Source organism: Sphingomonas cynarae, from assembly GCF_039537815.1.
Lineage (GTDB): Bacteria > Pseudomonadota > Alphaproteobacteria > Sphingomonadales > Sphingomonadaceae > Sphingomonas > Sphingomonas cynarae.
In genome coordinates this window covers 64462-88363 of record NZ_BAABBF010000006.1, presented here as the reverse complement: position 1 = coordinate 88363, position 23902 = coordinate 64462, and the positions used below count along the sequence as shown (strand labels likewise).

Here is a 23902-nt window from a genome sequence, read left to right as displayed (position 1 = left end):
ACGCCCGCCGCCCGATCCGTCGCCGCGCGCTGCCGCCCGGACAGGTGGCGGCGCAGGCCGCGCTGTCGGCGGTGCGGCCGCGCTTCTATCGCGCGGGACGGCTGGGGCCGCTGACGACGCTGGCGATCCGGGCGGTCGCGGTGCTGGTGCTGGTCGGGATCGCGCTGGGCGGGCACTGGATCGACCGGGACGGCTTGCGCGACAACAGCGACGGGACGGTCACGTTCCTGGATATCGTGTATTTCACCGTCATCACGGTGACGACGGTCGGGTATGGCGATATCGTGCCGGTATCCACCTCGGCGCGGATGTTCGATACGTTCGTCGTCACGCCGATCCGCATCTTCGTGTTCCTGATCTTCCTGGGCAGCGCGTACAGCTTCATGTTGCGGCAGGGATGGGAAAGGTGGCGCATGGGCCTGATACGACGCGAACTGAAGGATCACGTGATCGTCTGCGGCTATGGCCGGTCGGGCACGGCGGCGGTCGCCGAACTGCTGGAACGCGGGCACGACCCCGGCGACATCGTGGTGGTCGACGAACGCGCCGACCGGCTGCGGTTGGCCGAGGAACTGGGTGTCGCCACCGTGGAGGGCGATGCGACGCACAACCGCGTGCTGTCGATCGCCAAGGTGGAGGCGGCGGCGCAGGTGATCGTGTCGCCGGGGCGCGACGATACCGCGGTGCTGATCGTCCTCACCATCCGCCGGCTGTCGCCCCATGCCGGCATCGCGGTGGCGATCGCGGCGATCGAGAACGAACTGCTGGCGCGCGATGCGGGGGCGACGATCATCGTCAACCCGGTCAGCTTCGGCGGACAGTTGCTGGCGCAATGCACCGCCGGGCCGCACATCGCCGACTATATGGCCGATCTGGTGACGCGGGGCGGCTCGGTCGAACTGCGCGAGCGCGCGGTGCGGCCAGACGAGATCGGCCGGTCGGTGCGCGAGATCGTCGGCGGACAGGTGCTGCGCCTGTATCGCGGCGACCGGGCGATCGGGTTCTGGGAGCATGAGGCGATGGCGCTGGCGGCGGGCGACACGGTGATCGAGGTGGTGCAGGCAGGGAAGTAGGGCGGGCAGGGTGACGCGGGCGGTCGCGCGCCCTATCTGCTGTCGATGCCTCGACCCACACCCGGCCTGCCGACCCGTCCGCAGATCCTCCATTTCATCGAAACCGCCGACAAGCCCGCCGGCAAGCGCGAGATCGCGCGCGCCTTCGGCCTGACCGCGCAACAGAAGATCGCGCTCAAGGCGCTGCTCAAGGACATGGCGGACGAGGGGCTGATCGATGGCGGCCCCGGCCGCGCCTTTCACAAGATGGGCGGTGTGCCCAAGGTGACGGTGCTGCGCATCGTCGATGTCGACGATGGCGGCAATGTGTGGGCAGTGCCCGACCGGTGGGAAGCGGAAACGCCCGCGCCGCGGCTGCGTGTGCGCGACCGCAAGAAGGGCGCGCTGGGGATCGGCCAGCGTATCCTGGCCCGGACCGAGGACGCGGGGCAGGGCCTGATCGCGCATCCGATGAAGGTGCTGGAAAAGGCGTCCGAACAGATTCTGGGCGTGCTGCGCGAGGAAGGCGGCAAATACTGGCTGACCGGGGTCGAGAAGAAGGAACGGCGCGAGTTCGCGGTGTTCGATCGCGGCGACGCGGCGGCGGGCGATCTGGTGCTGTGCGATCTCGCCGGTCGTCCCCCCGGCCTGTCGGTGCGGGTGGTGGAGCGGCTGGGCGATCCCTTCGCGCCGCGTTCCTTCTCGCTGATCGCGATCCACAAGCTGGGCATTCCCGACGTCTTTTCCGAGGCCGCGCTGGAAGAGGCGGAGCGGGTCGCCGCGCAAACGCTGGGCGAGGGGCGCGAGGACCTGCGCGACCTGCCGATCGTCGCGATCGATCCCGCTGACGCGCGCGACCATGACGACGCGGTCTGGGCCGCGCCCGACGACGATCCGGCGAACGAGGGTGGGTGGAAGGCAGTGGTCGCGATCGCCGATGTCGGCTTCTACGTCCGCCCCGGTTCGGCGCTGGACAAGGAGGCGCGTGCGCGCGGCAATTCGGTCTATTTCCCCGACCGGGTCGTGCCGATGCTGCCCGAAATCCTGTCGGCGCATGTCTGTTCGCTGGTCGAAGGCGAGGATCGCGCCGCGCTGGCCTGTCATCTGCAGGTGTCGAAATCGGGCGCGCTGAAGGGCTGGCGCTTCACCCGCGCGGTGGTGCGGATCGCGGCCAACATCGCCTATGAGGATGCGCAGGCGGTGATCGACCGGGGGGAGGGCGATCTGCTGCCCGTGCTCCGTCCGCTATGGGCATGCTGGCACGCGCTGGCCAAGGCGCGCGATGCGCGCGAGCCGCTCGACCTCGACCTGCCCGAACGCCGGGTCGTGCTGGACGAGAAGGGGCGCATCCTGTCGGTCGCGCCGCGCGAACGGCTCGATGCGCACCGGCTGATCGAGGATTACATGATCGCCGCCAACGTCGCCGCCGCCAAGGCGCTGGAGGCGAAGAAGGCACCGGTGATGTACCGCGTCCACCTGCCGCCCAGCCGCGAGAAGCTGGTGGCGCTGAAGGATTATCTGGAGACGTTCGACGTGCCCTTCGCGCTGGGGCAGGTGTTGAAGCCGGCGACGTTCAATCATATCCTGACCCGGATCGGCGAGGCGGATTTCCGCCCGCAGGTGATGGAACAGGTGCTGCGCACCCAGACGCAGGCCTATTACGCCCCCGCCAATCAGGGGCATTTCGGCCTGTCGCTCGGCAGCTACGCCCACTTCACCTCGCCGATCCGGCGCTATGCCGATCTGGTCGTCCACCGCGCGCTGGCGGGCGCCTATGCCTTGGGGCCGGGCGGGCAACTGCCCGATGGCGACGAGATGGAGCGGATCGGCGAGGGGATCAGCCGGCTGGAACGCCGGGCGATGGAGGCGGAGCGTGATACCGTCGACCGCTATGTCGCCGCCTTCCTGTCGGAACGGGTGGGGGACGAGGTGGATGCCCGTATCACCGGCGTGCAGAATTACGGCTTCTTCGCCACGGTCGAGGGCATCGGTGGCGACGGATTGATGTCGGTCCGCGATCTGGGCGGCGAGTATTTCCGCTTCGACGAGGCGGCACGGACACTGGTCGGCGAGACGAGTGGCGATGCCTATGCGCTGGGGCAGCGGCTAAGGCTGCGGCTGGCGGAGGCGAACCCGGTGTCGGGCGCGCTGCGGTTCGAACTGCCGGGCGGCAAGGCGGCGGCACCGCCGCGCGGGCCGCGCGTGTTGAAGCGGCGGGGCCGGCCGGCCAATATCCGGCATCAGGGCAAGCGGCGTTGATTCATGGCAGGATGACATTGGCCTGACTTAATCCGTCATTGCGAGCGCAGCGAAGCAATCCAGGACGTCCTGATCCGGCCCTGGATTGCTTCGCTGCGCTCGCAATGACGGACATCAGGCTCCATCATTAAACCGTCATCGCTTCGGTGCCCTGACGATGACGGGATCGGCCGTTACGCGGCCGCGTGGAACTGCAGCCCCGCCAGCCGCGCATAGAGGCCGCCGCCCGCGATCAGATCGGCATGGGTGCCCTGTTCGACGATCCGCCCCTCGTCCATCACCACGATCCGGCCGGCGGCGCGGACGGTGGCGAGGCGGTGGGCAATGACGAGCGTGGTGCGGTCCGCCATCAGCCGCTCCAGCGCTTCCTGCACCAGTCGCTCGCTCTCGGCGTCCAGCGCGCTGGTCGCTTCGTCCAGCAGCAGAATGGGGGCATCGCGGAGCAACGCGCGGGCGATCGTCAGCCGCTGGCGCTGCCCGCCGGACAGGCGCGCGCCGCCTTCGCCCAGATAGGTGTCGAGACCGTCGGGCAGGCGGCGCAGGAATTCGGCGGCGTTGGCTGCCTCCGCTGCGCCCCATAGTTCATCGTCGCCTGCTTCCCAGCGGCCATAGCGGAGATTGTCGCGCGCGGAGGCCGCGAAGATCACGGTTTCCTGCGGCACCATCGCGATCCGCGCGCGCAATTGCGCCGGATCGGCGTCGGTCAGCGGCACGCCATCGACGAGGATACGCCCCTGTTCGGGATCGTAGAAGCGCTGCGCCAGCTGGAACAGCGTCGACTTGCCCGCGCCGGAGGGGCCGACCACCGCCACCGTTTCGCCCGGTGCGATGTCGAGCGAGAAGCCGTCGAGCGCGAGGATTTCGGGGCGGGTCGGATAGCGGAAGCCGACCCCCTCGAACCGGATAGCCCCGCGCGATGGCACCGGAAAGGCGACGGGGTTGGCCGGGGCGGCGATCTCGGGCACCTCGCGTTCCAGTTCCGCGAGCCGGCTGGCCGCACCGGCCCCGCGCAGCAGGTCGCCATAGACCTCGGTCAGCGCGCCGAACGCCCCCGCGACGATGCCGCCGGTCAGCACGAACGCGGCGATCGACCCGCCGCTGAGGCGGCCGGCGGCGACGTCGACCGCGCCCTCCCACAGCACCAGCGTGATCGACCCGAAGACGAGCCCGATCACGATCGCCGTCATCACCGCGCGCAGCGCGTTGCGGCGGCGCGCGGCGGCGAAGGTCGCCTCCACCGCGGTGCCGAAGCGTTCCGCCTCGCGTGGTTCCTGCCCGAACGCCTGCACGATCCGCATCGCGCCCAGCACTTCGGTGGTGATCGTCCCCACCTCGGCGATGCGGTCCTGCGAGGCGCGCGAATAGCGGCGCACGCGCTTGCCCAGCACCGTCATCGGCAGGATGATGAGCGGGATGCCCAGCGTCAGCATCCCCGCCAGTTTCGGCGAGATGACGAACAGGTAGATCAGCCCGCCGATGCCGGTGAACATGTTGCGCAGCGCGATCGACACCGTGCTGCCGACGATCATCTCGATCAGCGCGGTATCCGAGGTCAGGCGCGACGCGATCTCCGACGGGCGGTTCTCCTCGAAGAACCGCGGGCTGAGGCGGAGCAGGTGGCGCTGCACGTCGGTGCGGATATCCGCCACCACCCGTTCGCCCAGCCACGAGACGTAGTAGAAGCGGATCGCGGTGGCGATGGCGAGCACCGCGACGATCATCAGCAGGTAATGGAACGAGGTGGCGAACGACGTGCCCCCCTGACCGGCGAACCCCCGGTCGATCACCCGCTTGAAACCATAGGGGATGCCGATCGTCGCCGCCGAGGTGGTGAGCAGGGCGGCGCCGGCAATGGCGATCCGGCCGGGATAGCGACGGGCATGATGCCAGACCATGCCGAGATCGCCGAGGCGGCGGGGTTCGGCCACCGGCGGGGTCCCGGTGGGGGCGGGCGGAGTGTCGCGTCGGGCCATGCCCCTGCGCCTAGCAGCGCGGGGCACCCCGCTCAACGCTGCGTATCGTTCGGTAACGATCCATGTGGTAGACAGGGCGGCATGGAGCGTTTGCCGCCGGGCAGACGTTGCCGATAAGTAATTAGGCACTTCGTCCAGACACGCCTATCTTGGGCCAAAGGATACCCGATGCTTTACCACGCCTACGAAATGCAGCGTTCCATGATGGCCGGCGCCAGCGCCATGGCCAATTTCGGTGCGGGTCTGCTCCAGAACCCGGCCAATCCCTTTGCTTATCTGGGTGGCGGTGCGATCGTCGGCTCCGCGCTGGAAGTGTTTGCCCATGCCGCCGCGCCGCGCGGCAAGCCCGCGTTCGGTTTCGCTCATACCAGCATCGACGGGCGCGACGTGCCGATCCACGAGGAGATCGTGCTGCGCAAGCCGTTCGGCCAGCTCAAGCGGTTCCGTCGCGAGGGGGTGGAGGGTGGCCCCAGGCTTCTGATCGTCGCGCCGATGTCGGGCCATTTCGCCACGCTGCTGCGCGGCACGGTGGAACGGATGCTGCCCTTTGCCGACGTCTACATCACCGACTGGCGCGATGCGAAGCTGGTGCCGATGTCGGCCGGTCGCTTCGATCTGGACGATTACGTCGATTATCTGGTGGAATTCCTGACCGCGATGGGCCGTGACGGCGATCCCCGTTCGCACATGCTGGCGGTGTGCCAGCCCTCCGTCCCCGCCTATGCCACCGCCGCGGTGATGAGCGCGGATGCCCACCCCCATCGCCCACTGACGCTGACGATGATGGGCGGCCCGGTCGACACGCGCGAGGCCCCGACCGCGGTCAACACGCTGGCGACCAAGCGGCCGCACAGCTGGTTCGAGCAGAACGTGATCGTGACGGTGCCGGGCACCTATCCGGGCAGCGGCCGTCAGGTTTATCCGGGGTTCCTGCAACTTGCCGGCTTCATGTCAATGAACCTGGGCAACCACATGATCAGCCACTGGGGGATGTTCAAGCATCTGGTGCAGGGCGATGGCGAGGGTGCGGACGCGACCAAGGGTTTCTACGACGAATATCGTTCGGTCTGCGACATGACGGCGGAGTTCTACCTCCAGACGATCGATGTCGTCTTCCAGACCCATGCCCTGCCCAAGGGCGAATATATCCATCGCGGCAAGCGGGTCGATCCCGCCGCGATCACCGATATCGGCCTGCTGGCGATCGAGGGCGAGCGTGACGACATCTCCGGGCTGGGCCAGACCAAGGCGGCGCTGACGCTGGCGACGGCACTGCCCGACGACAAGAAACAGTATCTGATGGCCGAGGGCGTCGGCCATTACGGCATCTTCAACGGCTCCAAATGGCGTGACCGCATCGCGCCCGTGCTGGAACAGTGGATGACACAGAACAGCTGACATGGAAACGGCGGCGATCCGGGTGGATCGCCGCCGTTCCAGCTATGTCGTTTCGATTGCCCGGTTCAGGCGATCGAACCGACCTTCGCATGGCTCGACGATTCATCCTGATGGATCGTGCCGCCGAACAGCATCTTCACGCGGCCCGACAGCGAGATATCGGTTTCCCACAGTTCCGCCGAGCTGACATCGAAGCGGAGCAGGGCGAGGTTGGGGTCCGCCTTGCCGCCCGGGAACCATGCCTCGACATTGTTGTCCCACAGCTTGTCGATCTGCGCGCGATCATTGTCCTGCCGCAGATTGCCGGCGAGGCAGGCGAAGAAATCGTGGCCCTTGCCGACGAACTGCACCATCGCCTCACCACCGCCGGCGGCGCGATTGTCCTTGCCGGCAAAGACGAACAGCGTGTTGGGCTGGTCGTCGTCGAGGCGGACGTACATCGGCTCGCTGTGCTGGCCATTGGTCAGGCCCAGCATGACATAGGGGCTGGCCTTCACCTTCTCGATGAACTTCGCGGCGATTTCCTGCGGGCTGTCGTGGTCGGCCATGTGCTGCTCTCCTTTGATGGGGTTGCCGGGAGAACGAGAGGGGCGGGCGTTGGTTGCGCCGGGGGGTCGCGTTGTCGCGGCCCAGCTGATGACATAAGCGGATTCACCGTCGATGCCCCGTCCCGCCGGTGGCTCGAACGTGAAAAACCCCGGCCGCTGGCACGACCGGGGTTTGGTAATTCAGGAAGCAAGCCTCATGAGCCTCGCCTGATGTATTTGTTACGGCAGGTCGAAATATAAAGACTGCCTTACAGCACCTCGAACAACCCGGCCGCGCCCATGCCGCCGCCGACGCACATCGTGACGACGACGTATTTTGCACCGCGACGCTTGCCCTCGATCAGCGCGTGGCCGGTCATGCGGGCGCCGGACATGCCATAGGGGTGGCCGATCGAGATCGCACCGCCATCGACGTTCAGCAGTTCGTCGGGGATGCCCAGCTTGTCGCGGCAATACAGCACCTGCACCGCGAACGCCTCGTTCAGTTCCCACAGGCCGATGTCGTTCATCGTCAGGCCGTTGCGTTCCAGCAGCTTCGGGATCGCGAAGACCGGGCCGATGCCCATCTCGTCCGGCTCGGTGCCCGCCACGGCCATGCCGACATAGCGGCCGAGCGGGGTCAGGCCACGGCGGTTCGCCTCGTCCTCGCTCATCAATACCGAGGCGGAGGCGCCGTCCGACAATTGCGAGGCGTTGCCGGCGGTGATCGTCGCATCGGGGCCGAGCACGGGCTTCAGCGCGGACAGCCCCTCCAGCGTGGTGTCCGCGCGGTTGCCCTCGTCCTTCGACAGGGTGACCTCCTTGTGCGTGACCTCTTTCGTCTCCTTGTCGACGATCGCCATCGTCGCGGTGACGGGGACGATCTCGTCGTCGAAACGGCCGGCGGCCTGCGCGGCGGCGGTACGCTGCTGCGATCGCAGGCTGTATTCGTCCATCTGATCGCGGGTGATGCCATAGCGCTTGGCGACGACCTCGGCGGTCTGGAGCATCGGCATGTAGATGTTCTTGTGCATTGACAGCAGTTCGGGATCGGGGGCGATGTTCATCTTGGGCGTCTGGACCAGGCTGATGCTGTCGACGCCGCCGCCGATGGCGATCTCCATGCCGTCGACCACGATCTCCTTCGCGGCGGTGGCGATCGCCATCAGGCCGCTGGCGCATTGCCGGTCGAGCGACATGCCCGATACCGTGGTCGGCAGGCCGGCGCGGAGCAGCGCGGTGCGAGCGATGTTGCCCGCCTGATGCCCCTGTTGCAGGGCGGCGCCCCACACCACGTCGTCGACCTCGCCGCCCTGAAGGCCGGCACGCTCTACCGCCGCCTTGATCGCGTGCGAGGCGAGCGTGGGGGAGGGCAGGTTGTTGAAAGCGCCGCGATAGGCGCGACCGATCGGCGTACGGGCGGTGGAGACGATGACGGCGGAACGCATGGACGTGTCCTTTCAGGTTCGGTCGATTGACGCATGGGCAGAGGGGGTCAGACCACGATCAGGGTGATCCATTCGGCGATCAGGGCGGGGGTGTCCTGCCCCTCGATCTCGGCAGTGAAGGAAACCAGATGATGGAAATTACCCGGTTTCCGTTCGTCGAAGGCCAGGGTGACGAAGCGTCCGCGCACCCGCGATCCGCTGCGTACCGGTGACAGGAAGCGCAGCTTGTTGGCGCCGTAATTCACCGCCATCCGCATCCCCTCCACCACTGGCGCGTCGGCGACGCTGGCGGCAAGGCGGGGCATCAGCGACAGGGTGAGGAAGCCATGCGCGATCGTGCCGCCGAACGGCGTCGCGGCGGCGGCGACCGGATCGACATGGATGAACTGTCGGTCACCCGTCGTCTCGGCGAAGGCATCGATCATCGCCTGATCGACCGTTACCCAATCGCCGATCGTCTCGGTACCGACGCGCTGGCGCATGTCCGCGATGCTGATCGTCGCCACCTGATTCCCTTCCAGCCCTATTTCGCGCTAGACGCGTATCGTCCTGTAGCCACGGGGTCATGTCCGCGGCAAGCCCTCGCAAGACCGGAACCTTGAAGATGACGACTGCCGTAACGTCCGAAGCCCGTAAAAGCATGAATAATTTGTACCGGGCGCCCGAACCCGATGTTCTAAAACCATTGCTCGATCGCGCCGCGACCAGCCCCGATTCGAGAAGCCGGATCATCGGCCATGCCTCCGGCCTGCTCGCCGACCTGCGCAGCGCGCAGAGCCGGGGCTGGGTGAACCAGTTCCTGCAGGAATATCGGCTCAATTCGTCGGAGGGGATCGCGCTGCTCAGCCTTGCCGAGGCGTTCCTGCGCGTACCCGATCCCGAGACGGCGGACCTGCTGATCGCGGACAAGCTGGGCGATGCCGACTGGCGCGCGCATACCGGCAAGTCGTCGTCGCGGCTGGTCAACTCCGCGACCTGGGGACTGGTGGTCGGCCGCGTACTGGTCGGCGAAGGCGAGGCAGGGCCGCTCAAGCGGCTGATGGCGCGGGCGGGCGAACCGTTCGTGCGGCAGGCGGTCGGCGCCGCGATGAAGATGATGGGCGAAATCTTCGTGATGGGCCGCACCATCGACGAAGCGATGCGCCGGATGAAGAAGCCCGAAAACAAGGGCTTCACCGCCAGCTTTGACATGCTGGGCGAGGCGGCGCGGACCTTTGCCGACGCCGATCGCTATTTCCGGGCCTATGTCGGGGCGATCGATGCGGTGGGCAACGATCCGGCGGCGGGTCATTCGGTATCGGTGAAGCTCTCGGCGCTCCACCCGCGCTACGAGGTCGCGCGCTGGAACGAATGCGTGCCGGCGTTGACCGGGATGCTGGAGGCACTGGCGGTGCAGGCGGCGGGCAAGGGCATCGCGCTGACCGTGGATGCGGAGGAATCCGAACGGCTGGAAATGAGCCTCGACATCATCGGCGGCGTCGCGGCGCTGCCGTCGCTGAAGGGCTGGGACGGGTTCGGCATGGCGGTGCAGGCCTATGGCAAGCGCGCACGGGCGGTGATCGCCTGGGCGGACGGGCTCGACCGGATCATGAACGTGCGGCTGGTGAAGGGTGCATACTGGGACAGCGAGATCAAGCGCACGCAGGTCGAGGGGCTGGCCGATTATCCGCTGTTCACGCGCAAGGCGGCGACCGATGTGTCGTATCTGGCGGTGGCGAAGGACATGCTGGCGGCGCGCAACATCCGCCCCGCCTTTGCCAGCCACAACGCCCTGACGGTGGCGACTATCCTGGAATGGGCAGGCAACAGCCGGGATTTCGAGTTCCAGCGTCTGCACGGGATGGGCGACGGCCTGTACGAGCGGCTGGTGCGGGAGAACGGCCATCACTGCCGTATCTATGCGCCGGTCGGCGGACACCGCGACCTGTTGGCCTATCTGGTCCGTCGGCTGCTGGAGAACGGCGCCAATTCCAGCTTCGTCCACCAGCTGGCCGATGCCCGGCTGACCGAGGATGAGATCCTCGCCGATCCGGTCGCAAAGATCGCCGGCGTGGGCGGTTCGCGCCATCCCTCCATCCCGCTGCCGGTCGATCTGTTCGGCGCAGGGCATCGCAATTCGGGCGGGATCGATCTGAGCGATGTCAACATATTGGCGCGGACTGTTGCGGTGGTGAACGATACCGGCCTCGTCCGTCGCGCGGGGGCTGTCGCCAACGCTCCGGCGGACGCGGCGGGGCTGGTCCGGGATGCCGTATCCCGTGCCCATGCCGCGTTCCCCGGCTGGTCCGCCACCACCGTCGACGATCGTGCCGCCTGTCTCGATCGGCTGGCCGACCTGCTGGAGCAGGATCGCGACCGGCTGATGGCGATCTGCGTGCAGGAGGCGTTCAAGACGATCCCCGATGCGATCGGCGAGGTGCGCGAGGCGGCGGATTTCTGCCGTTACTATGCGCAGCAGGCGCGGATGCACCTGCGCGCCATCGAACTGCCGGGGCCGACCGGCGAGCGCAACATGCTGCATCTCGACGGACGCGGGGTGTGGGCGACGATCGCGCCGTGGAACTTCCCGCTCGCGATCTTCCTGGGGCAGACGGTGGCGGCGCTGGTCACGGGGAACACCGTGGTGGCCAAGCCGGCGCCGCAGACCCCGCTGATCGCTCAGGCCGCGGTCGAACTGGCGCACCGCGCCGGGGTACCGCGCGATGCGCTGGTGCTGGTGACCGGCGGGCCGGACGTGGGCGCGGCGCTGACCGGCGACGTGCGGGTGGCGGGCGTTGCCTTCACCGGATCGACCGCGACCGCGAAACGGATCGCGCGCACGCTGGTGGAGGACGACGACCGGCCGATCGTGCCGCTGATCGCGGAAACGGGCGGAATCAATGCGATGATCGTCGATTCTACCGCACTGCCTGAACAGGTGGTGGCGGATGTGGTCGCCTCGTCCTTCCGTTCGGCGGGGCAGCGCTGCTCCGCGCTCAGGCTGTTGCTGGTGCAGGAGGAGGTGGCCGACACCGTCATCGAGATGCTCGCCGGGGCGATGGACACGCTGCGGATCGGCGATCCGGGCGATCCCGCGACCGATGTCGGCCCGGTGATCGACCGGGCGTCCTACGACAAGCTGATGGCCTATCGGGCCAATCCGAAGGGGCAGACGCTGAAGACGCTGGCGGTGCCGGCCGAGGGGCTGTTCGTACCGCCGACGCTGATCCGGCTGACGGCGATCGAGGAACTGGACCGCGAATGGTTCGGACCGATCCTGCATGTCGCGACCTGGCCCGCCGGAAAGTTGACGGAGACGATCGCGCGGGTGAACGCCAAGGGATATGGCCTGACGATGGGGCTGCACAGCCGCATCGCCCGCGCCGCCGAGGTCGCGGAGGCGGAAGCGGCGGTCGGCAATCTCTACATCAACCGGTCGATGATCGGCGCGGTGGTGGGATCGCAGCCATTCGGGGGCGAGGGACTGTCGGGCACGGGCCCCAAGGCGGGCGGGCCGCACTACCTCTACCGCTTTTGTGCGGAACGAGCGGTGTCGGTGGATACGACCAGCGCCGGGGGCAATGCGACCCTGTTGTCACTGGACGAGGGCGGCATCTGAGGGTCCGTCCGGACAAGTGCCGATCGACAAATCGTTACGGCATGGCACCGAATGGCATCAGGCTCGTTGTGCTGCCCTGACGGCATTCACGGGGAATGCAACGACATGGGAGACCGACGATGAACGCAACGACCCTCAACGGCGACGCACAGGACCTTGGCGGCAACGTGAAGGAGACGATCGGCAAGGTGACCGGTGATCGCTCGTTGCAGAACGAAGGGATCGCGGATCAGCTGGCCGGCAATGCCCGCCAGATCGCCGGTGCGGCCAAGGACGCGTTCAACAACCCCGGCCCGGTGGTGGAAAAGGCCAAGGGTTTCGCCCAGGCACGCCCCTATGCCACCGCGGCGCTGGTCGGCGTGGTCGGGCTGGCGGTGCTGAACAGCCTGCGCGGCAAGTAACACCCGGTCTACCTACCCGATGTGCCGGCCGGCGAGCGATCGCCGGCCGGCATTTTCGTAGGTCGTTCAGGCGACGGGTAGTTCAGGCAATGGGTGGTTCGGGCGGGACGGCGGTGACGATCTCACCCGCGTCCACGACGACCGGCCACGCCGTCAGACGTTGACCCAGGCAAGGGCCGCCCACGCACAGGCCGTCCTCGATATCGAACAGCGCGCCATGCCAGCTGCAGGCGATATGATCGCCACCGGGCGTCAGATAATCGTCCAGCACCTGCGCCAGCGGTACCCCCGCATGCGGGCAGCGATCGACATAACCGAACACCGCGTCGCCACGACGGACGATAAAGCCATGAAATCGGCCGCTGCGCATTTGCAGGACATAATTGCGCGCCTTGCCCGCCATGATCGCGTCCACCGGGCCGAGGCGGACGCCGGCCGGGGTGGCGAAGACGCGTCCGGTCGCGGTCACGGCAGATGCGCTTTGGCGAACCCGGTCCATACCCCGTCATAATCCAGTTGCATCGTCGGGGTTTCGGTCGCCCACCGTGTCGGGCGGACGGGGAACCGGGTCTCGAACATGAAAGCCATCGTATCGGTGATCTTCACCGGGGCAAGATCGGCCGCGACCGCCTTGTCGTAGCTGGCGCGATCCGGACCGTGACCGTTCATCTGGTTGTGCAGCGACGCGCCGCCAGGGGCAAAGCCGCCCTCCTTGGCGTCGTAGGCGCCGTGGATCAGGCCCATGAACTCGCTCATCACGTTGCGGTGGAACCAGGGCGGGCGGAACGTGTCCTCCGCCACCATCCAGCGCGGCGGGAAGATCACGACATCGACATTGGCGGTGCCGGGCGTGTCGCTGGGGCTGGTCAGGACGGTGAAGATCGATGGATCGGGATGATCGAACGACACGGTATTGATCGTGCAGAAACACGTCAGATCATAACGATAGGGGGCAAGGTTGCCATGCCATGCCACTACGTCGAACGGGCTGTGATCGAGCGTGGTCGCCCATAGCCCGCCCTGATATTTCTGGATCACCTGATGGGGGGCGTCGATATCCTCGAACCATGCCACCGGGGTTTCGACGTCGCGCGGATTGGCGAGGCCGTTGGCCCCGATCGGGCCGAGATCGGGCAGGCGCAGCAGCGCACCGTAATTTTCGAGGACATAACCGCGCGCACGCCCGTCCGGCAGGGCGACGCGAAACCGCACGCCGCGCGGAATGACCGCCAGATGGAGTGGCGCGATATCGATCCGGCCCTGCTCGGTATCGATCGAGAGGCGTCCCTCCTGCGGCACGATCACGATCTCGCCATCCGCCGAGAAGAACACCCGATCGGTCATGTCCGCATCGGCGGCGTAGAGGTGGATGGCGACGCCGGTGCCCGTCCCGACATCGCCGTTCCCACCATAGGTGACGAGGCCGTCGACCCAGTCGGTCGGCGCGTCCGGCCAGGGAAGCGGGTCCCAGCGCAGGCGGTTGGGGCTGGGGGGCGTGTCGGTGAAGGGCGCCGATTTCAGCTGCGACGCTCCCTCATAGGGGACGAACGCCGGATGATTGGCGGTAGGGCGCAGCCGGTAGAGCCAGGCGCGGCGGTTCTCGGCGCGAGGCGCCGTGAACGCGGTGCCCGACAGTTGTTCGGCATAGAGGCCGAACGGAACGTGCTGGGGGGAATTGCGGCCGATCGGCAGCGCGCCGGGAATGGCTTCGGTGGCGTGGTGGTTGGCGAAACCGGTCTGGTAGTCGGGCATGGGGTCGCTCCTTTCAACACACCGGCGTGTCAGACGCGGCCAAGCCGCGCCTTGTACGCCGGCTTGGCCGCGCTGGCCGGGCGCGCTGGCGCCTGTTCATGCGCGCGCCGGTGGATACCTAGGCATCCACCGTGATGACGCCGCGCCGGATCTGATCCAGCTCGATGCTCTCGTACAACGCCTGAAAATTGCCGTTGCCGAAACCCTCGTTCCCCTTGCGCTGGATGATCTCGAAGAAGATCGGGCCGACCATCGTCTCGGTGAAGATCTGCAGCAGCAGCCCTTCCTCGCCGGCCGCGCCGTCGATCAGGATGCGGTTGCGGCGCAGGCGTTCCAGGTCCTCGCCATGGCCGGGCACCCGCTTGTCGACGAGTTCGTAATAGGTCTCGATCGTGTCCTGCAACTTCACGCCGCGTGCGCGCAGCTTCTCGACGGTGGTGTAGATGTCGTCGGTGGTGAGGGCGAGGTGCTGGATGCCTTCGCCGTTATAGTCGCGGATGAATTCCTCGATCTGGCTCTTGTCGTCCTGGCTCTCGTTCAGCGGGATGCGGATCGCACGATCGGGGGCGATCATCGCCTGGCTGAACAGGCCGGTCGCCTTGCCCTTGATATCGAAATACTTCTGTTCCTCGAACCCGAAGATCTGGCCGTAAAAGGCCGACCAAGTGCGCATCTGGCCGCGGCGGACATTGTGGGTGAGGTGATCGAGCAGGTCGAGCCCGACATTGTTCTCGGCCTCCGCCGCCTCGGCACCGGGTACCGGCGTCCAGTCGTCGTAGAGCGAGCCGGCCGCGCCATGCCGATCGACCAGATAGAGGTTGGAACCGCCGATCCCCTCCAGCACATAACCGCCGCCGAGCGCGCCGCCCGTGGCATCGCCGGGCCTGGCGCCACGGGCGAGAGCGGCATCATAGGCCGCCTTCGCATCATGGACGCGGAACGCCATGCCGCTGGCGGACGGCCCATGATCGCGGGCGAAGTCAACGGCATGACCGTCGTGCCTGCGATTGAGCAGCAGGTTGATCCGTCCCTGTTTGTACCGCGTGACGGGCAGCACGGGATGGGTGGCGGCAGCGACGAAGCCGAGTTGTTCGAACTGGCGGGCAAGCGCATCGGGATCGGGCGAGGTGAACTCGGCGAACTCGAAGCCGTCGAGCCCCATCGGATTGACGTTCATATGGTCCATAACCGCTCCTGAAGAAGTATCAATCGTTACCGCTTATCTGGGCGTTTGCCGAACCGGTGTCAAATGATACGATGCCGCCGATGGCCCGACGACCGCTGATCCTGGACGACTTCATCCCCTATCGATTGTCGGTGACCTCCAATCTGGTCAGCGACACGATCGCGCGCACCTATGAGGCATTGTTCGGGCTGACGATCCCGGAATGGCGGCTGGTGGCGGTGATCGCGGAGCGGGACGGGATCACGCAGCAGGCGATCGGCGCGACGACGCGGATGGACAAGGTGACCGTCAGCCGTGCGGCGATCGCGCTGGTCGACCGGGGACTGCTGGCCCGCATGGCCAATCCCGACGATCGGCGATCGCATCTGCTGCGGCTGACCGGACCGGGACAGGAATTGTACGCGGCGGTCGCGCCGCAGGCGATCGCGCTGGAGCGGCGTATCTTCGCCGGCTTCGCACCGGCCGAGATCGCCGCTTTCACCGCGATGCTGCGCCGGATCGAGGCAGCGGCGCTGGCGCTTGACGCGACCGGGGATGCGCCATGATAGCGGTACTGGCGATACGAACGGTACGGGAGAGACGATGATGCAGGCGGAACACGCGCTGACGATCGGCGCGATGCTGGGTGAGGGGCCGATCTGGATCGGCGATGCGCTGTGGTTCGTCGATATCAAGGGCCAGCGGCTGTATCGCCATCACCCGGCGACCGGCGCGCTCGACCAATGGGACGCGCCCGAAATGGTCGGCTGGATCGTACCGGCGGCGCTGGGCGGTTTCGTCGTCGGGCTGAAATCGGGGCCGCACCGCTTCGATCCGGATACCGCGACGTTCAGGCGGATGACGACGATCGATGCGCACCTGCCCGCCAACCGGCTGAACGACGCCACGGTCGATTCCACCGGCCGGCTGTGGTTCGGCACGATGGACAATGACGAACTGGCCGTGAGCGGCCGGCTGTACCGCTGGGACGGAACGGCGGCGATCGACAGCGGCGCCGATGCGGTGACGATCGCCAACGGCCCGGCGATCGATCCGGCGGGGACACGGCTGTACCATGTCGACACCTCCGGCAAGCGGGTGATCGTGCATCCGCTGGCCGCGGACGGCACGCTGGGCGCGGGGGAGGAATTCCTGCGGCTGGGCGAGCATGAGGGCTGGCCCGACGGGGTGATCTGCGATGCGGAGGGCGGCGTGTGGCTCGGCCTGTTCGGCGGCTGGCAGGCGCGACGCTACGCGCCGGACGGCACGCTGACCGATACGATCCACTTCCCCGTCGCCAACGTGACCAAAATCGCGCTGGGCGGTTCCGATGGCCGTACCGCCTGGGCGACGACCGCGCGGCAGGGGCTGGACGCGGCGGCGCTCGCCGCGCAGCCACTGGCCGGCGACGTGTTCACGTTCCGCGTAGCGATACCCGGCCAGCCGACGGTGGCGATGGGGTAGCGTAGAGGCACCCGCTGCCTTGCCGTGACGACGATTCGCTGCGAGCATCGCGAAAACGACGGCGGGAGAGCGAGATGCGTGCGGCGGCGATACTGGCAGCGATGCTGGCGACGGGTGTGGGTGTCGCCGCCTTCGCCGCGGTGCAGCGCGATACGGCTCGAACCCCGACCCCGCGGGCGGCGCCGCAGGATGACGGCATCCTCGTCATCGGCCCACGGCAAGAGGACGATATCGTCGTCACCGGTGCCCGGCCGGTCATTCGCGGCGGGCTGTGGCGGTTTCGCCGGTCGGGCACGATGAACTACGGCGCGACTACCGGCCGGTTCACCCAGGCCACCTCGTTGCCGTTCAGTTTCCTCACGTGCCTGCCGGACGGCGAGCTGGAGGCCGCGTTGCGCCGGGCGAGCGGCGAGGGATCGTCGCTGATGAGCCAGGCCCGGTGCAACGACCTGAGGCTGACGGTCGGCAAGGGCCGCGTCGCGGGCAAGCGGATATGCACGTCCGGCGGTGCCGGGCAGAGGGCGACGACGGACATATCAGGCCGATACGACACCCGGCAACTGGCGATCATGTTCGCCACGGAGGAGTTGTTTGATGGCCATGAACGGGGCGGCGGCCCGGGGTGGAATCCCGGGCGGGCGAAGGGATATCGCTGGCAGGCGGTGGCCGTGCGCGAAGGCGACTGCCCCGGATCGCCGGTCAGGAACCAGCGCAACGCGGAGGAACTGGTGCCGCTGCTGTTCACCCCCGCCCTGAACTATCAGGAATTCGACGGCATTCCGAGAGATTGAGGCTTTATGGGCCGATTGCCTTCGTCGCGGTGATTGGCGATGATTGCCGGCAATCAGAACGGGGGAGGCGGGATGCGATCGACGATGGGGGCGGTGCTGGCGTCGATGCTGCTGGCACCGGTGCCGGCCGTGGCGGCGTGCAAGGTATCGAGGATTCTCGAACTGCCGGTGACGATGGCCGGACGGCGGCCGATGGTGACGGCGCAGCTGGGCGGGCGGGACGTGCGCTTCATCCTCGACAGCGGTGCGTTCTACAGCACCATTTCGCGCGCGAACGCGGCGGAGTTCGGCCTGAAGGTGTCGGCGATGCCGCCGCAGTTCCGGGTAAGGGGAATCGGCGGCGATTCCACCGTCGGCGCCGCCGTCACGCGCGACTTCACGCTGGGCGGCGTGGCGATCCCCAAAATATCGTTCATCGTGGGCGGCAGCGATACCGGCACCGCGGGCTTGCTGGGCCAGAACGTCCTTGGGCTGGCGGATGTCGAATACGACCTGCCGCATGGCGTCGTCCGGCTGATGAAGACGACCGACTGCGGCAAGGCCAATCTTGCCTATTGGGCGGGCGACAAGCCGATGACGATCCTGCCGCTGATCGAGCAGGCGCACAGCAATTTCAATCCGCACACCATCGCCACCGTGGAGCTGAACGGGCGCAAGATCCGTGCGCTGTTCGATACCGGGGCGCAGACATCCCTGCTGTCGCTGGAGATCGCGAAGCAGCTTGGCGTCACCCCGACATCGCCGGGGGTGGTGGCCGCCGGCATGGGCGGCGGGCTCGGATCGCGACAGGTCCGTTCCTGGTACGCGCCGTTCGAGCGCATCGATCTGGGCGGCGAGGTGATCCCGAAGCCGAAAATCCATATCGCGGAGATCGATCTGGGTCGTGCCGACCTGCTGGTGGGCATCGATTTCTTCCTGACGCACCGGGTGTTCGTGTCGAACGCCACGAACCGGATGTTCTTCACCTATGAGGGCGGGCCGGTGTTCGGGCTGACGCCCACGGGCGCCCGCGACGTGGCCGGCAAGGCGATCGACCTGACCGACAAGGCGGCGCAACCGACCGATGCCGCCGGGTATAGCCGGCGGGGCGCGGTGCTGCTGTCGAACCGGCGGGTGGCGGAGGCGCTGGCGGATCTGGACAAGGCGGTGGCGATGGCGCCGGACGAGGGCCGTTATTTCCACCAGCGTGCGATGGCGCGACTGGCGGACCGCCAGATGCTGCCCGCGCTCGCCGATCTGGACCGCGCGATCACGCTGTCGCCTACGGATGCCGAGGCGCGGCTGACGCGGGCGAGCCTGCGGATCGCGGGAGGCGACGCGGAAGGGACGAAGGTCGATCTGGCGGCGGCCGATGCCGCACTGGCGCCGTCCGCCAACGGCCGGCTGGCCCTGGGCGCGCTATACGGCCGGGTCGATATGCCGGCGGCCTCCGCCGACAATTACGGACAATGGCTGCGTACCCATCGCGACGATGGCAAGCGCGGCGATGCCCTGAACGGCCGGTGCTGGGCGCTGGCACAGATGGGCCGCGATCTGGACATGGCGCTGGACGATTGCAACGCGGCGCTGAAGCTGTCGCCGGGCAACCCCGCCTATCTGGACAGCCGGGGGCTGGTCCGGCTGCGGCGGGGCGAACTGGTGGCGGCGCTCGCGGATTACGATGCGGCGCTGAAGATCAGACCGCGCCAGGCCTGGTCGCTGTACGCGCGTGGGATCGCCGCCGCAAAGGCGGGGCGGGCGGACGAGGCGCGGGCCAATCGTGCCGCCGCGCTCGCGATCAATACGCGGATCGGCGAACAGGCGAAGCGGATGGGGCTGGAATGACCCAACGCGGAACCGGGCGCGCGGTCAGACGGTGACGGCGCTGGCCTGCCGCCCCGCCTCACCGAACACGCGCAGGTAGCGGGCGATTTCGGCCGGATCGCCGGTGGCCTTGGCGGGATTGTCGGACAGCTTCACCGCCGGCCGGCCATTCGCACTGGTGACCTTGGCGACGAGCGAGATCGGCTCCAGCCCGGTGGTGCCGTCGGGCGCGCAACCGCGAAAATCGTTGGTCAGGTTGGTCCCCCAGCCGAAGCTGGTCCGCACCCGTCCGTCGAAATGGCGATAGGTCGCCTCGATGGAGCCGACGTCCATCCCGTCCGAAAAGATCAGTAGCTTGCCCGCAGGGTCGCGACCGTGCGCCTGCCACCATCGGATGATCTCGTCCCCCGCCGCAATCGGTGGCGCGCTGTCCGGGCGGAAACCGGTCCAGTCCGCCACCCAGTCGGGCGCATCGGCGAGGAAGGCGGCGGTGCCGAACGCATCGGGCAGCGCGATCAGCAGGTTGCCGCCATAATGCCGCCGCCACTCGTCGAGCACGCGGTACGGCGCGGCGCGCAATTCAGCGTCGTCGTTCGCCAGCGCGGCGATCACCATGGGCAGTTCATGGGCATTCGTGCCGATCGCCTCCAGGTCGTTGTCCATCGCGAGCAGGACGTTGGAGGTGCCGATGAACCGGTCGCCCAGCCCCTCCTTTACTGCCTCCACGCACCAGCGTTGCCACAGGAAGCCGTGGCGGCGGCGGGTGCCGAAATCGGACAGGATCAGGTCCGGCAGGGCGCGCAGCCGCTCCACCTTGTCCCACAGCCGTGCCTTGGCGCGGGCATAGAGGATGTCGAGTGTGAAGCGGCCCATGTCGCGCATCGCCGCGCGCGACCGGAGTTCGTTGACGATGGTGAGCGCAGGGATTTCCCACATCGTCGTATGCGTCCACGGCCCGGCGAACTGTAGTTCGAACTGCCCGCCGACCCGGCGCAGATCGTAATCGGGCAGCCGGAAATCGGCGAGCCATGCCAGGAAATCGGGCGCGAACATCCGTTCCTGCCCGGCGAAGCTGTTGCCGGCGAGCCAGATGAGTTCCTTCTTGGCGAAGCGCACGGTGCGGGCGTGATCAAGCTGGGCGCGTAACTCTCCTTCGTCGATCGTATCGGCGAGCCGTACCGTCTTCGTCCGGTTGATGAGCGTGAAGGTGGCCTGCACGTCCGGATAGAGATGCCGGATCATCTGGAGCATCAGCAGCTTGTAGAAATCGGTATCGAGCAGGCTGCGGACGATCGGGTCGAGCCGGAAGCCGTGATCGTAGGTGCGGGTCGCGATGTCGGTGAAGGCCATGCCGCCTTTCTACCCGGCACGACGGGGCGTGAAAGGGGATATGTCGGCCCGCCGGGTTGCATCGCCGGGTGGCGGGTTCATAGGCGATGCTGCCTTCAACCATCTGAGAGATATGGATTTGACGTCGACACCGGTTGCCATCCTCTATCAGGCGCTACCGCCGCCGATCATCGACGGGCTGCGCAAGGACGCCAAGCCGGGGGGCTATTCGGATGGCGGCGCGGATATCGCGGCGGCGCTGCGTTCTGCCGGGCGGGCGGTGGTGACGCCGGTGGCAAACCCCGATCCGGCGCGCGCGCTGGACTGGGTGTTCCCCGATACCGGCGCGGGTATCAATGCCGCACTGGCGGCGGGGGCAGGCGTATTGTGGGCGAACACGGTGTTGTTCGAAGGGCATCCGCTGGAAGCCGTGATCGGCCGGGTCGGCATCGTCGGCCAGACCCCCGTTGCTATGCAGCGGTTCGACGACAAGTTCGACACCAACCGGGCACTGACGGCGGCCAGCCTGCCGGTGGCGGCGTCATTCCTGCTGTCGGCCACCGCGCGGAACGGCGTGTCGGGGCTGGACGACCTGCCCGGCATGGCGCTGTCGTTTCCGGTGATCGTGAAGCCGGTGCGCGGCCGGGGCAGTCAGGGTGTGACGCTGGTCGACGACCTGCCGGCGCTGCGCATCGCGGCGGCGCGCCTGCTGGACGAGGCGACGTTCGGCGACATGCTGATGGTGGAGGAATATCTGGCTGGCGAGGAGATGACCGTCACCGTCATGCCGCCACGATCGCCGCGGCCCTCCGGAAAACGCGGCGATGCCCATTGGGCGTTGCGGCCGGTACGGCGGTTCGATCAGCGCAACGGTGTCGCGCCGTATAACGGCGATGTGCCGGTGACCCGCAACAGCGCGGCGATTGGGGCGGAACGGCTGGAGGACGAACCGGTGCGGGCGATGATCGCCGCGTGCGTCCGCGCCGCCGCGCTGGTCGGGGCGCGGGCGGCGATCCGGATCGACTGCCGGGCCGGTGCGGACGGTGCGTTCCGGTTGTTCGACCTCAACATGAAGCCGAACATGACCGGGCCGGGACGGCCGGGGCGCGACGATCAGAATTGCCTGTCGGGGATCGCCGCACGGGCGGACGGGTGGTCCTATGCCGATCTGCTGGGTGCGATGCTCGATGCCGGGTGGACCGGCTGACCCGGTCAGCCATGGGTCAGCCAGTCGCGCAACAACGCCGTGACCTCGCCCGGCCGCTCCATCGGGGCGAGGTGACCGCATGACCGCAGCAGGTGGAAACGGGCGCTGGCGATCCGGGCGCTGAGGGCGCGGGCATCGTCCGGCGTGCAGATACGGTCGCGATCGCCGACCGCGACCAGCGCGGGCACGCGGATCGCGGCGATCGCCTCGCTGATGTCGGGGCGGGCGAGCAGGGCGCGCTGCTGGCGTTCGAACACGGCGGGGCCGACCCGGTCCGCCATCGCCTGTGCCGGGCCGCTGACGATCGCGGACAGGCGCGGATCGGCATGGGGCGCGGTGGCGAGCATCCCCTGACCCGTCACCGTGCGGGGGCGCATGTCCATCGAATCGCGGGTGCCGAACAGGGCGATGCGGGTGATCCGGTCGGGCGCCTGCCGCACCATCTCCATCGCGACGTATCCACCAAGGCTGACGCCCGCGACCGCGAAGCGCGGCGGCGCATCGGCCAGCACGCGCGCGGCCATGCCGTCCAGCGTATCGTCGCGCGACAGGTCGCCAAATTCCGGCTGGGCGAGGCGGGACAGGTCGACGATCTGGCGCGCCCATAGCTGGCCGTCGCACCCCATGGCGGGGAGCAGGACGAGGGGGGTGGCGGAACGGTCCATGCAAGGTCTCCGGAAGCGATCAGGGCAAAGGGGGCGGGCGGAAGGCGAAGGGGGCACCGATCAGCACCAGCACGACACGGGCCAGGTGATGGACGATGACGAAGGCGGGCTCGAGCGCCAGACTGAGCGCGACCATGCTCATCTCCGCCAGCCCACCGGGTGAATAGGCGAGGACGAGCAGCACCGGGTCCAGTCCGGTCACCGCCGCGATCCCGACCGCCCACAGGACGGTGAGGACGAGCAGCAACACCGTCGATCCGGCGGCGAGCAACAGCGTGCGGAGCAGCGCGCGCATCGTCATCCCGACGAAGCGGCAGCCGATCGTCGCGCCCAGCCCGACCTGCGCGGCGGCGAGCGCCCAGGCCGGGATACGGAAATCGGCGATGCCGGTTGCATGGACGACCGCCGATACCGCGAGCGGACCGACGAGGTGCCATGCCGGCAACCGCAGCAACCGCCCGACCGCGAGGCCGACCACGACGCAGCCGACCGACCAGCCAAGCAGCGCGAGGTTCGCGACATCGCCCTGCTGGATGACCGTGGCGGCGGGCGGTGCCACCGGCGTGGCGACGAGGCGGATCAGGAAGGGCAAGGTGAAGACGACGAGGAAGATGCGCGCGCCGTGGATCAGCCCGATCGTCCGCTCGTCCGCGCCGCGTTCGGACCCCATCACCACCATCTCGGCGATGCCGCCGGGCATCCCGGCGAAATAGGCGGTGACGGGATCGAACTTCGCCACCCGGCGGAAATAGGTGACGCAGACGAACGCGGCGCTGGCGAGGAAGACGGGCAACAGCGCCAGCGGCACGATCCATTCGCGTGCCTGTTCGAACAGGTCGGGGCGGAAGCTGCTGCCCAGCACCACCCCGATCACCGCCGCCATCGGCCGCCGCGCCGCCGAGGATGCGGCGACCGGCAGGCCGGCGATGCTGGCCGCCGCGCAGGCCGCCATCGAACCCAGCACCCAGGGCAGAGGCGCGCCGATCGACCGGAACAACACGCCACCCGCCGCACCGACACCGAGCGCGGCGAGGAAGCGGAGGATGGCGGCAGGGTCCTTCACGGGCAGG

20 protein-coding genes are annotated in these 23902 nt (G+C 67.9%); 10 read left to right on the top strand and 10 right to left on the bottom strand.

What is annotated here, in order from left to right; translation table 11 throughout:
- The first annotated feature begins 44 nt into the window (after positions 1 to 44).
- Positions 45 to 1073 (top strand): potassium channel family protein, encoded by a 1029-nt coding sequence (locus ABD719_RS13400; RefSeq protein ID WP_344693893.1) that lies wholly within the window; start codon positions 45 to 47, stop codon positions 1071 to 1073.
- A gap of 45 nt (positions 1074 to 1118) precedes the next feature.
- On the top strand, positions 1119 to 3311 hold the full coding sequence (locus ABD719_RS13395; protein WP_344693892.1) for a ribonuclease R family protein: 2193 nt from the start codon (positions 1119 to 1121) through the stop codon (positions 3309 to 3311).
- A gap of 173 nt (positions 3312 to 3484) precedes the next feature.
- On the opposite strand, the gene ABD719_RS13390 is transcribed toward ABD719_RS13395, so the two are convergent.
- Positions 3485 to 5284, bottom strand: coding sequence for an ABC transporter transmembrane domain-containing protein (locus tag ABD719_RS13390; protein WP_344693891.1), 1800 nt, complete (start codon positions 5282 to 5284; stop codon positions 3485 to 3487).
- Between the two features lie 168 nt (positions 5285 to 5452).
- Between ABD719_RS13390 and ABD719_RS13385 the strand changes: the two genes are divergently transcribed.
- Positions 5453 to 6682, top strand: coding sequence for a polyhydroxyalkanoate depolymerase (locus ABD719_RS13385; protein WP_344693890.1), 1230 nt, complete (start codon positions 5453 to 5455; stop codon positions 6680 to 6682).
- A 65-nt stretch (positions 6683 to 6747) separates the two neighbouring features.
- On the opposite strand, the gene ABD719_RS13380 is transcribed toward ABD719_RS13385, so the two are convergent.
- The 3 genes from ABD719_RS13380 to ABD719_RS13370 all read right to left on the bottom strand — a co-directional run bounded on the left by ABD719_RS13380 (position 6748) and on the right by ABD719_RS13370 (position 9139).
- Positions 6748 to 7230, bottom strand: a complete 483-nt coding sequence (locus tag ABD719_RS13380; RefSeq protein ID WP_192125076.1) for a pyridoxamine 5'-phosphate oxidase family protein — start codon at positions 7228 to 7230, stop codon at positions 6748 to 6750.
- Positions 7231 to 7478: 248 nt separating this feature from the next.
- A complete protein-coding gene (locus tag ABD719_RS13375) occupies positions 7479 to 8657 on the bottom strand; it encodes an acetyl-CoA C-acyltransferase (RefSeq protein WP_344693889.1) in 1179 nt (392 codons plus the stop codon).
- A gap of 47 nt (positions 8658 to 8704) precedes the next feature.
- Entirely contained in the window at positions 8705 to 9139 is a 435-nt protein-coding gene (locus ABD719_RS13370) for a MaoC family dehydratase (protein ID WP_425567179.1), read from the bottom strand.
- Between the two features lie 122 nt (positions 9140 to 9261).
- Between ABD719_RS13370 and putA the strand changes: the two genes are divergently transcribed.
- Together putA and ABD719_RS13360 are read left to right on the top strand one after the other, a co-directional pair.
- Positions 9262 to 12255 carry a bifunctional proline dehydrogenase/L-glutamate gamma-semialdehyde dehydrogenase PutA gene (gene putA / locus ABD719_RS13365; protein ID WP_344693887.1) on the top strand — a complete coding sequence of 998 codons (2994 nt, stop codon included), beginning with the start codon at positions 9262 to 9264 and terminating at the stop codon, positions 12253 to 12255.
- Positions 12256 to 12374: 119 nt separating this feature from the next.
- Positions 12375 to 12656 (top strand): CsbD family protein, encoded by a 282-nt coding sequence (locus ABD719_RS13360; protein WP_344693886.1) that lies wholly within the window; start codon positions 12375 to 12377, stop codon positions 12654 to 12656.
- An 82-nt stretch (positions 12657 to 12738) separates the two neighbouring features.
- Here the strand turns inward: ABD719_RS13360 and ABD719_RS13355 are convergent, their stop codons facing one another.
- The 3 genes from ABD719_RS13355 to hppD form a co-directional block, all read right to left on the bottom strand.
- Positions 12739 to 13059 (bottom strand): Rieske (2Fe-2S) protein, encoded by a 321-nt coding sequence (locus ABD719_RS13355; RefSeq protein ID WP_425567178.1) that lies wholly within the window; start codon positions 13057 to 13059, stop codon positions 12739 to 12741.
- 62 nt (positions 13060 to 13121) lie between these two features.
- Positions 13122 to 14408 carry a homogentisate 1,2-dioxygenase gene (hmgA, locus tag ABD719_RS13350; RefSeq protein WP_344693884.1) on the bottom strand — a complete coding sequence of 429 codons (1287 nt, stop codon included), beginning with the start codon at positions 14406 to 14408 and terminating at the stop codon, positions 13122 to 13124.
- 118 nt (positions 14409 to 14526) lie between these two features.
- Positions 14527 to 15594, bottom strand: coding sequence for a 4-hydroxyphenylpyruvate dioxygenase (gene hppD, locus ABD719_RS13345; RefSeq protein ID WP_344693882.1), 1068 nt, complete (start codon positions 15592 to 15594; stop codon positions 14527 to 14529).
- Positions 15595 to 15674: 80 nt separating this feature from the next.
- Between hppD and ABD719_RS13340 the strand changes: the two genes are divergently transcribed.
- The 4 genes from ABD719_RS13340 (at position 15675) to ABD719_RS13325 (ending at position 19652) form a co-directional block, all read left to right on the top strand.
- Positions 15675 to 16139, top strand: a complete 465-nt coding sequence (locus tag ABD719_RS13340) for a MarR family winged helix-turn-helix transcriptional regulator (protein ID WP_344693880.1) — start codon at positions 15675 to 15677, stop codon at positions 16137 to 16139.
- A gap of 37 nt (positions 16140 to 16176) precedes the next feature.
- Entirely contained in the window at positions 16177 to 17037 is an 861-nt protein-coding gene (locus ABD719_RS13335) for an SMP-30/gluconolactonase/LRE family protein (RefSeq protein WP_344694027.1), read from the top strand.
- A gap of 74 nt (positions 17038 to 17111) precedes the next feature.
- Entirely contained in the window at positions 17112 to 17828 is a 717-nt protein-coding gene (locus tag ABD719_RS13330; protein ID WP_344693879.1) for a hypothetical protein, read from the top strand.
- A 72-nt stretch (positions 17829 to 17900) separates the two neighbouring features.
- Entirely contained in the window at positions 17901 to 19652 is a 1752-nt protein-coding gene (locus tag ABD719_RS13325) for an aspartyl protease family protein (RefSeq protein WP_344693878.1), read from the top strand.
- A gap of 24 nt (positions 19653 to 19676) precedes the next feature.
- On the opposite strand, the gene pncB is transcribed toward ABD719_RS13325, so the two are convergent.
- Entirely contained in the window at positions 19677 to 20981 is a 1305-nt protein-coding gene (gene pncB, locus ABD719_RS13320; RefSeq protein ID WP_344693877.1) for a nicotinate phosphoribosyltransferase, read from the bottom strand.
- Between the two features lie 112 nt (positions 20982 to 21093).
- Between pncB and ABD719_RS13315 the strand changes: the two genes are divergently transcribed.
- On the top strand, positions 21094 to 22167 hold the full coding sequence (locus tag ABD719_RS13315) for a D-alanine--D-alanine ligase family protein (RefSeq protein WP_425567172.1): 1074 nt from the start codon (positions 21094 to 21096) through the stop codon (positions 22165 to 22167).
- 5 nt (positions 22168 to 22172) lie between these two features.
- On the opposite strand, the gene ABD719_RS13310 is transcribed toward ABD719_RS13315, so the two are convergent.
- Complete coding sequence (locus tag ABD719_RS13310) at positions 22173 to 22832, bottom strand: alpha/beta fold hydrolase (protein WP_344693875.1); 660 nt, start codon at positions 22830 to 22832, stop codon at positions 22173 to 22175.
- A 19-nt stretch (positions 22833 to 22851) separates the two neighbouring features.
- Positions 22852 to 23895 (bottom strand): AbrB family transcriptional regulator, encoded by a 1044-nt coding sequence (locus tag ABD719_RS13305; protein ID WP_344693874.1) that lies wholly within the window; start codon positions 23893 to 23895, stop codon positions 22852 to 22854.
- Positions 23896 to 23902 lie beyond the last annotated feature (7 nt).

Coding starts and splice junctions, on each gene's coding strand:
- ABD719_RS13380 (WP_192125076.1), bottom strand. CDS start 7,230: ATGGCCGACCACGACAGCCCGCAGGAAATCGCCGCGAAGTTCATCGAG.
- ABD719_RS13310 (WP_344693875.1), bottom strand. CDS start 22,832: ATGGACCGTTCCGCCACCCCCCTCGTCCTGCTCCCCGCCATGGGGTGC.
- ABD719_RS13330 (WP_344693879.1), top strand. CDS start 17,112: ATGCGTGCGGCGGCGATACTGGCAGCGATGCTGGCGACGGGTGTGGGT.
- ABD719_RS13325 (WP_344693878.1), top strand. CDS start 17,901: ATGCGATCGACGATGGGGGCGGTGCTGGCGTCGATGCTGCTGGCACCG.
- ABD719_RS13315 (WP_425567172.1), top strand. CDS start 21,094: ATGGATTTGACGTCGACACCGGTTGCCATCCTCTATCAGGCGCTACCG.
- hppD (WP_344693882.1), bottom strand. CDS start 15,594: ATGGACCATATGAACGTCAATCCGATGGGGCTCGACGGCTTCGAGTTC.
- pncB (WP_344693877.1), bottom strand. CDS start 20,981: ATGGCCTTCACCGACATCGCGACCCGCACCTACGATCACGGCTTCCGG.
- ABD719_RS13390 (WP_344693891.1), bottom strand. CDS start 5,284: ATGGCCCGACGCGACACTCCGCCCGCCCCCACCGGGACCCCGCCGGTG.
- hmgA (WP_344693884.1), bottom strand. CDS start 14,408: ATGCCCGACTACCAGACCGGTTTCGCCAACCACCACGCCACCGAAGCC.
- ABD719_RS13340 (WP_344693880.1), top strand. CDS start 15,675: ATGGCCCGACGACCGCTGATCCTGGACGACTTCATCCCCTATCGATTG.
- ABD719_RS13395 (WP_344693892.1), top strand. CDS start 1,119: ATGCCTCGACCCACACCCGGCCTGCCGACCCGTCCGCAGATCCTCCAT.
- ABD719_RS13385 (WP_344693890.1), top strand. CDS start 5,453: ATGCTTTACCACGCCTACGAAATGCAGCGTTCCATGATGGCCGGCGCC.
- ABD719_RS13335 (WP_344694027.1), top strand. CDS start 16,177: ATGATGCAGGCGGAACACGCGCTGACGATCGGCGCGATGCTGGGTGAG.
- ABD719_RS13370 (WP_425567179.1), bottom strand. CDS start 9,139: ATGCGCCAGCGCGTCGGTACCGAGACGATCGGCGATTGGGTAACGGTC.
- ABD719_RS13375 (WP_344693889.1), bottom strand. CDS start 8,657: ATGCGTTCCGCCGTCATCGTCTCCACCGCCCGTACGCCGATCGGTCGC.
- putA (WP_344693887.1), top strand. CDS start 9,262: ATGACGACTGCCGTAACGTCCGAAGCCCGTAAAAGCATGAATAATTTG.
- ABD719_RS13360 (WP_344693886.1), top strand. CDS start 12,375: ATGAACGCAACGACCCTCAACGGCGACGCACAGGACCTTGGCGGCAAC.
- ABD719_RS13355 (WP_425567178.1), bottom strand. CDS start 13,059: ATGGCGGGCAAGGCGCGCAATTATGTCCTGCAAATGCGCAGCGGCCGA.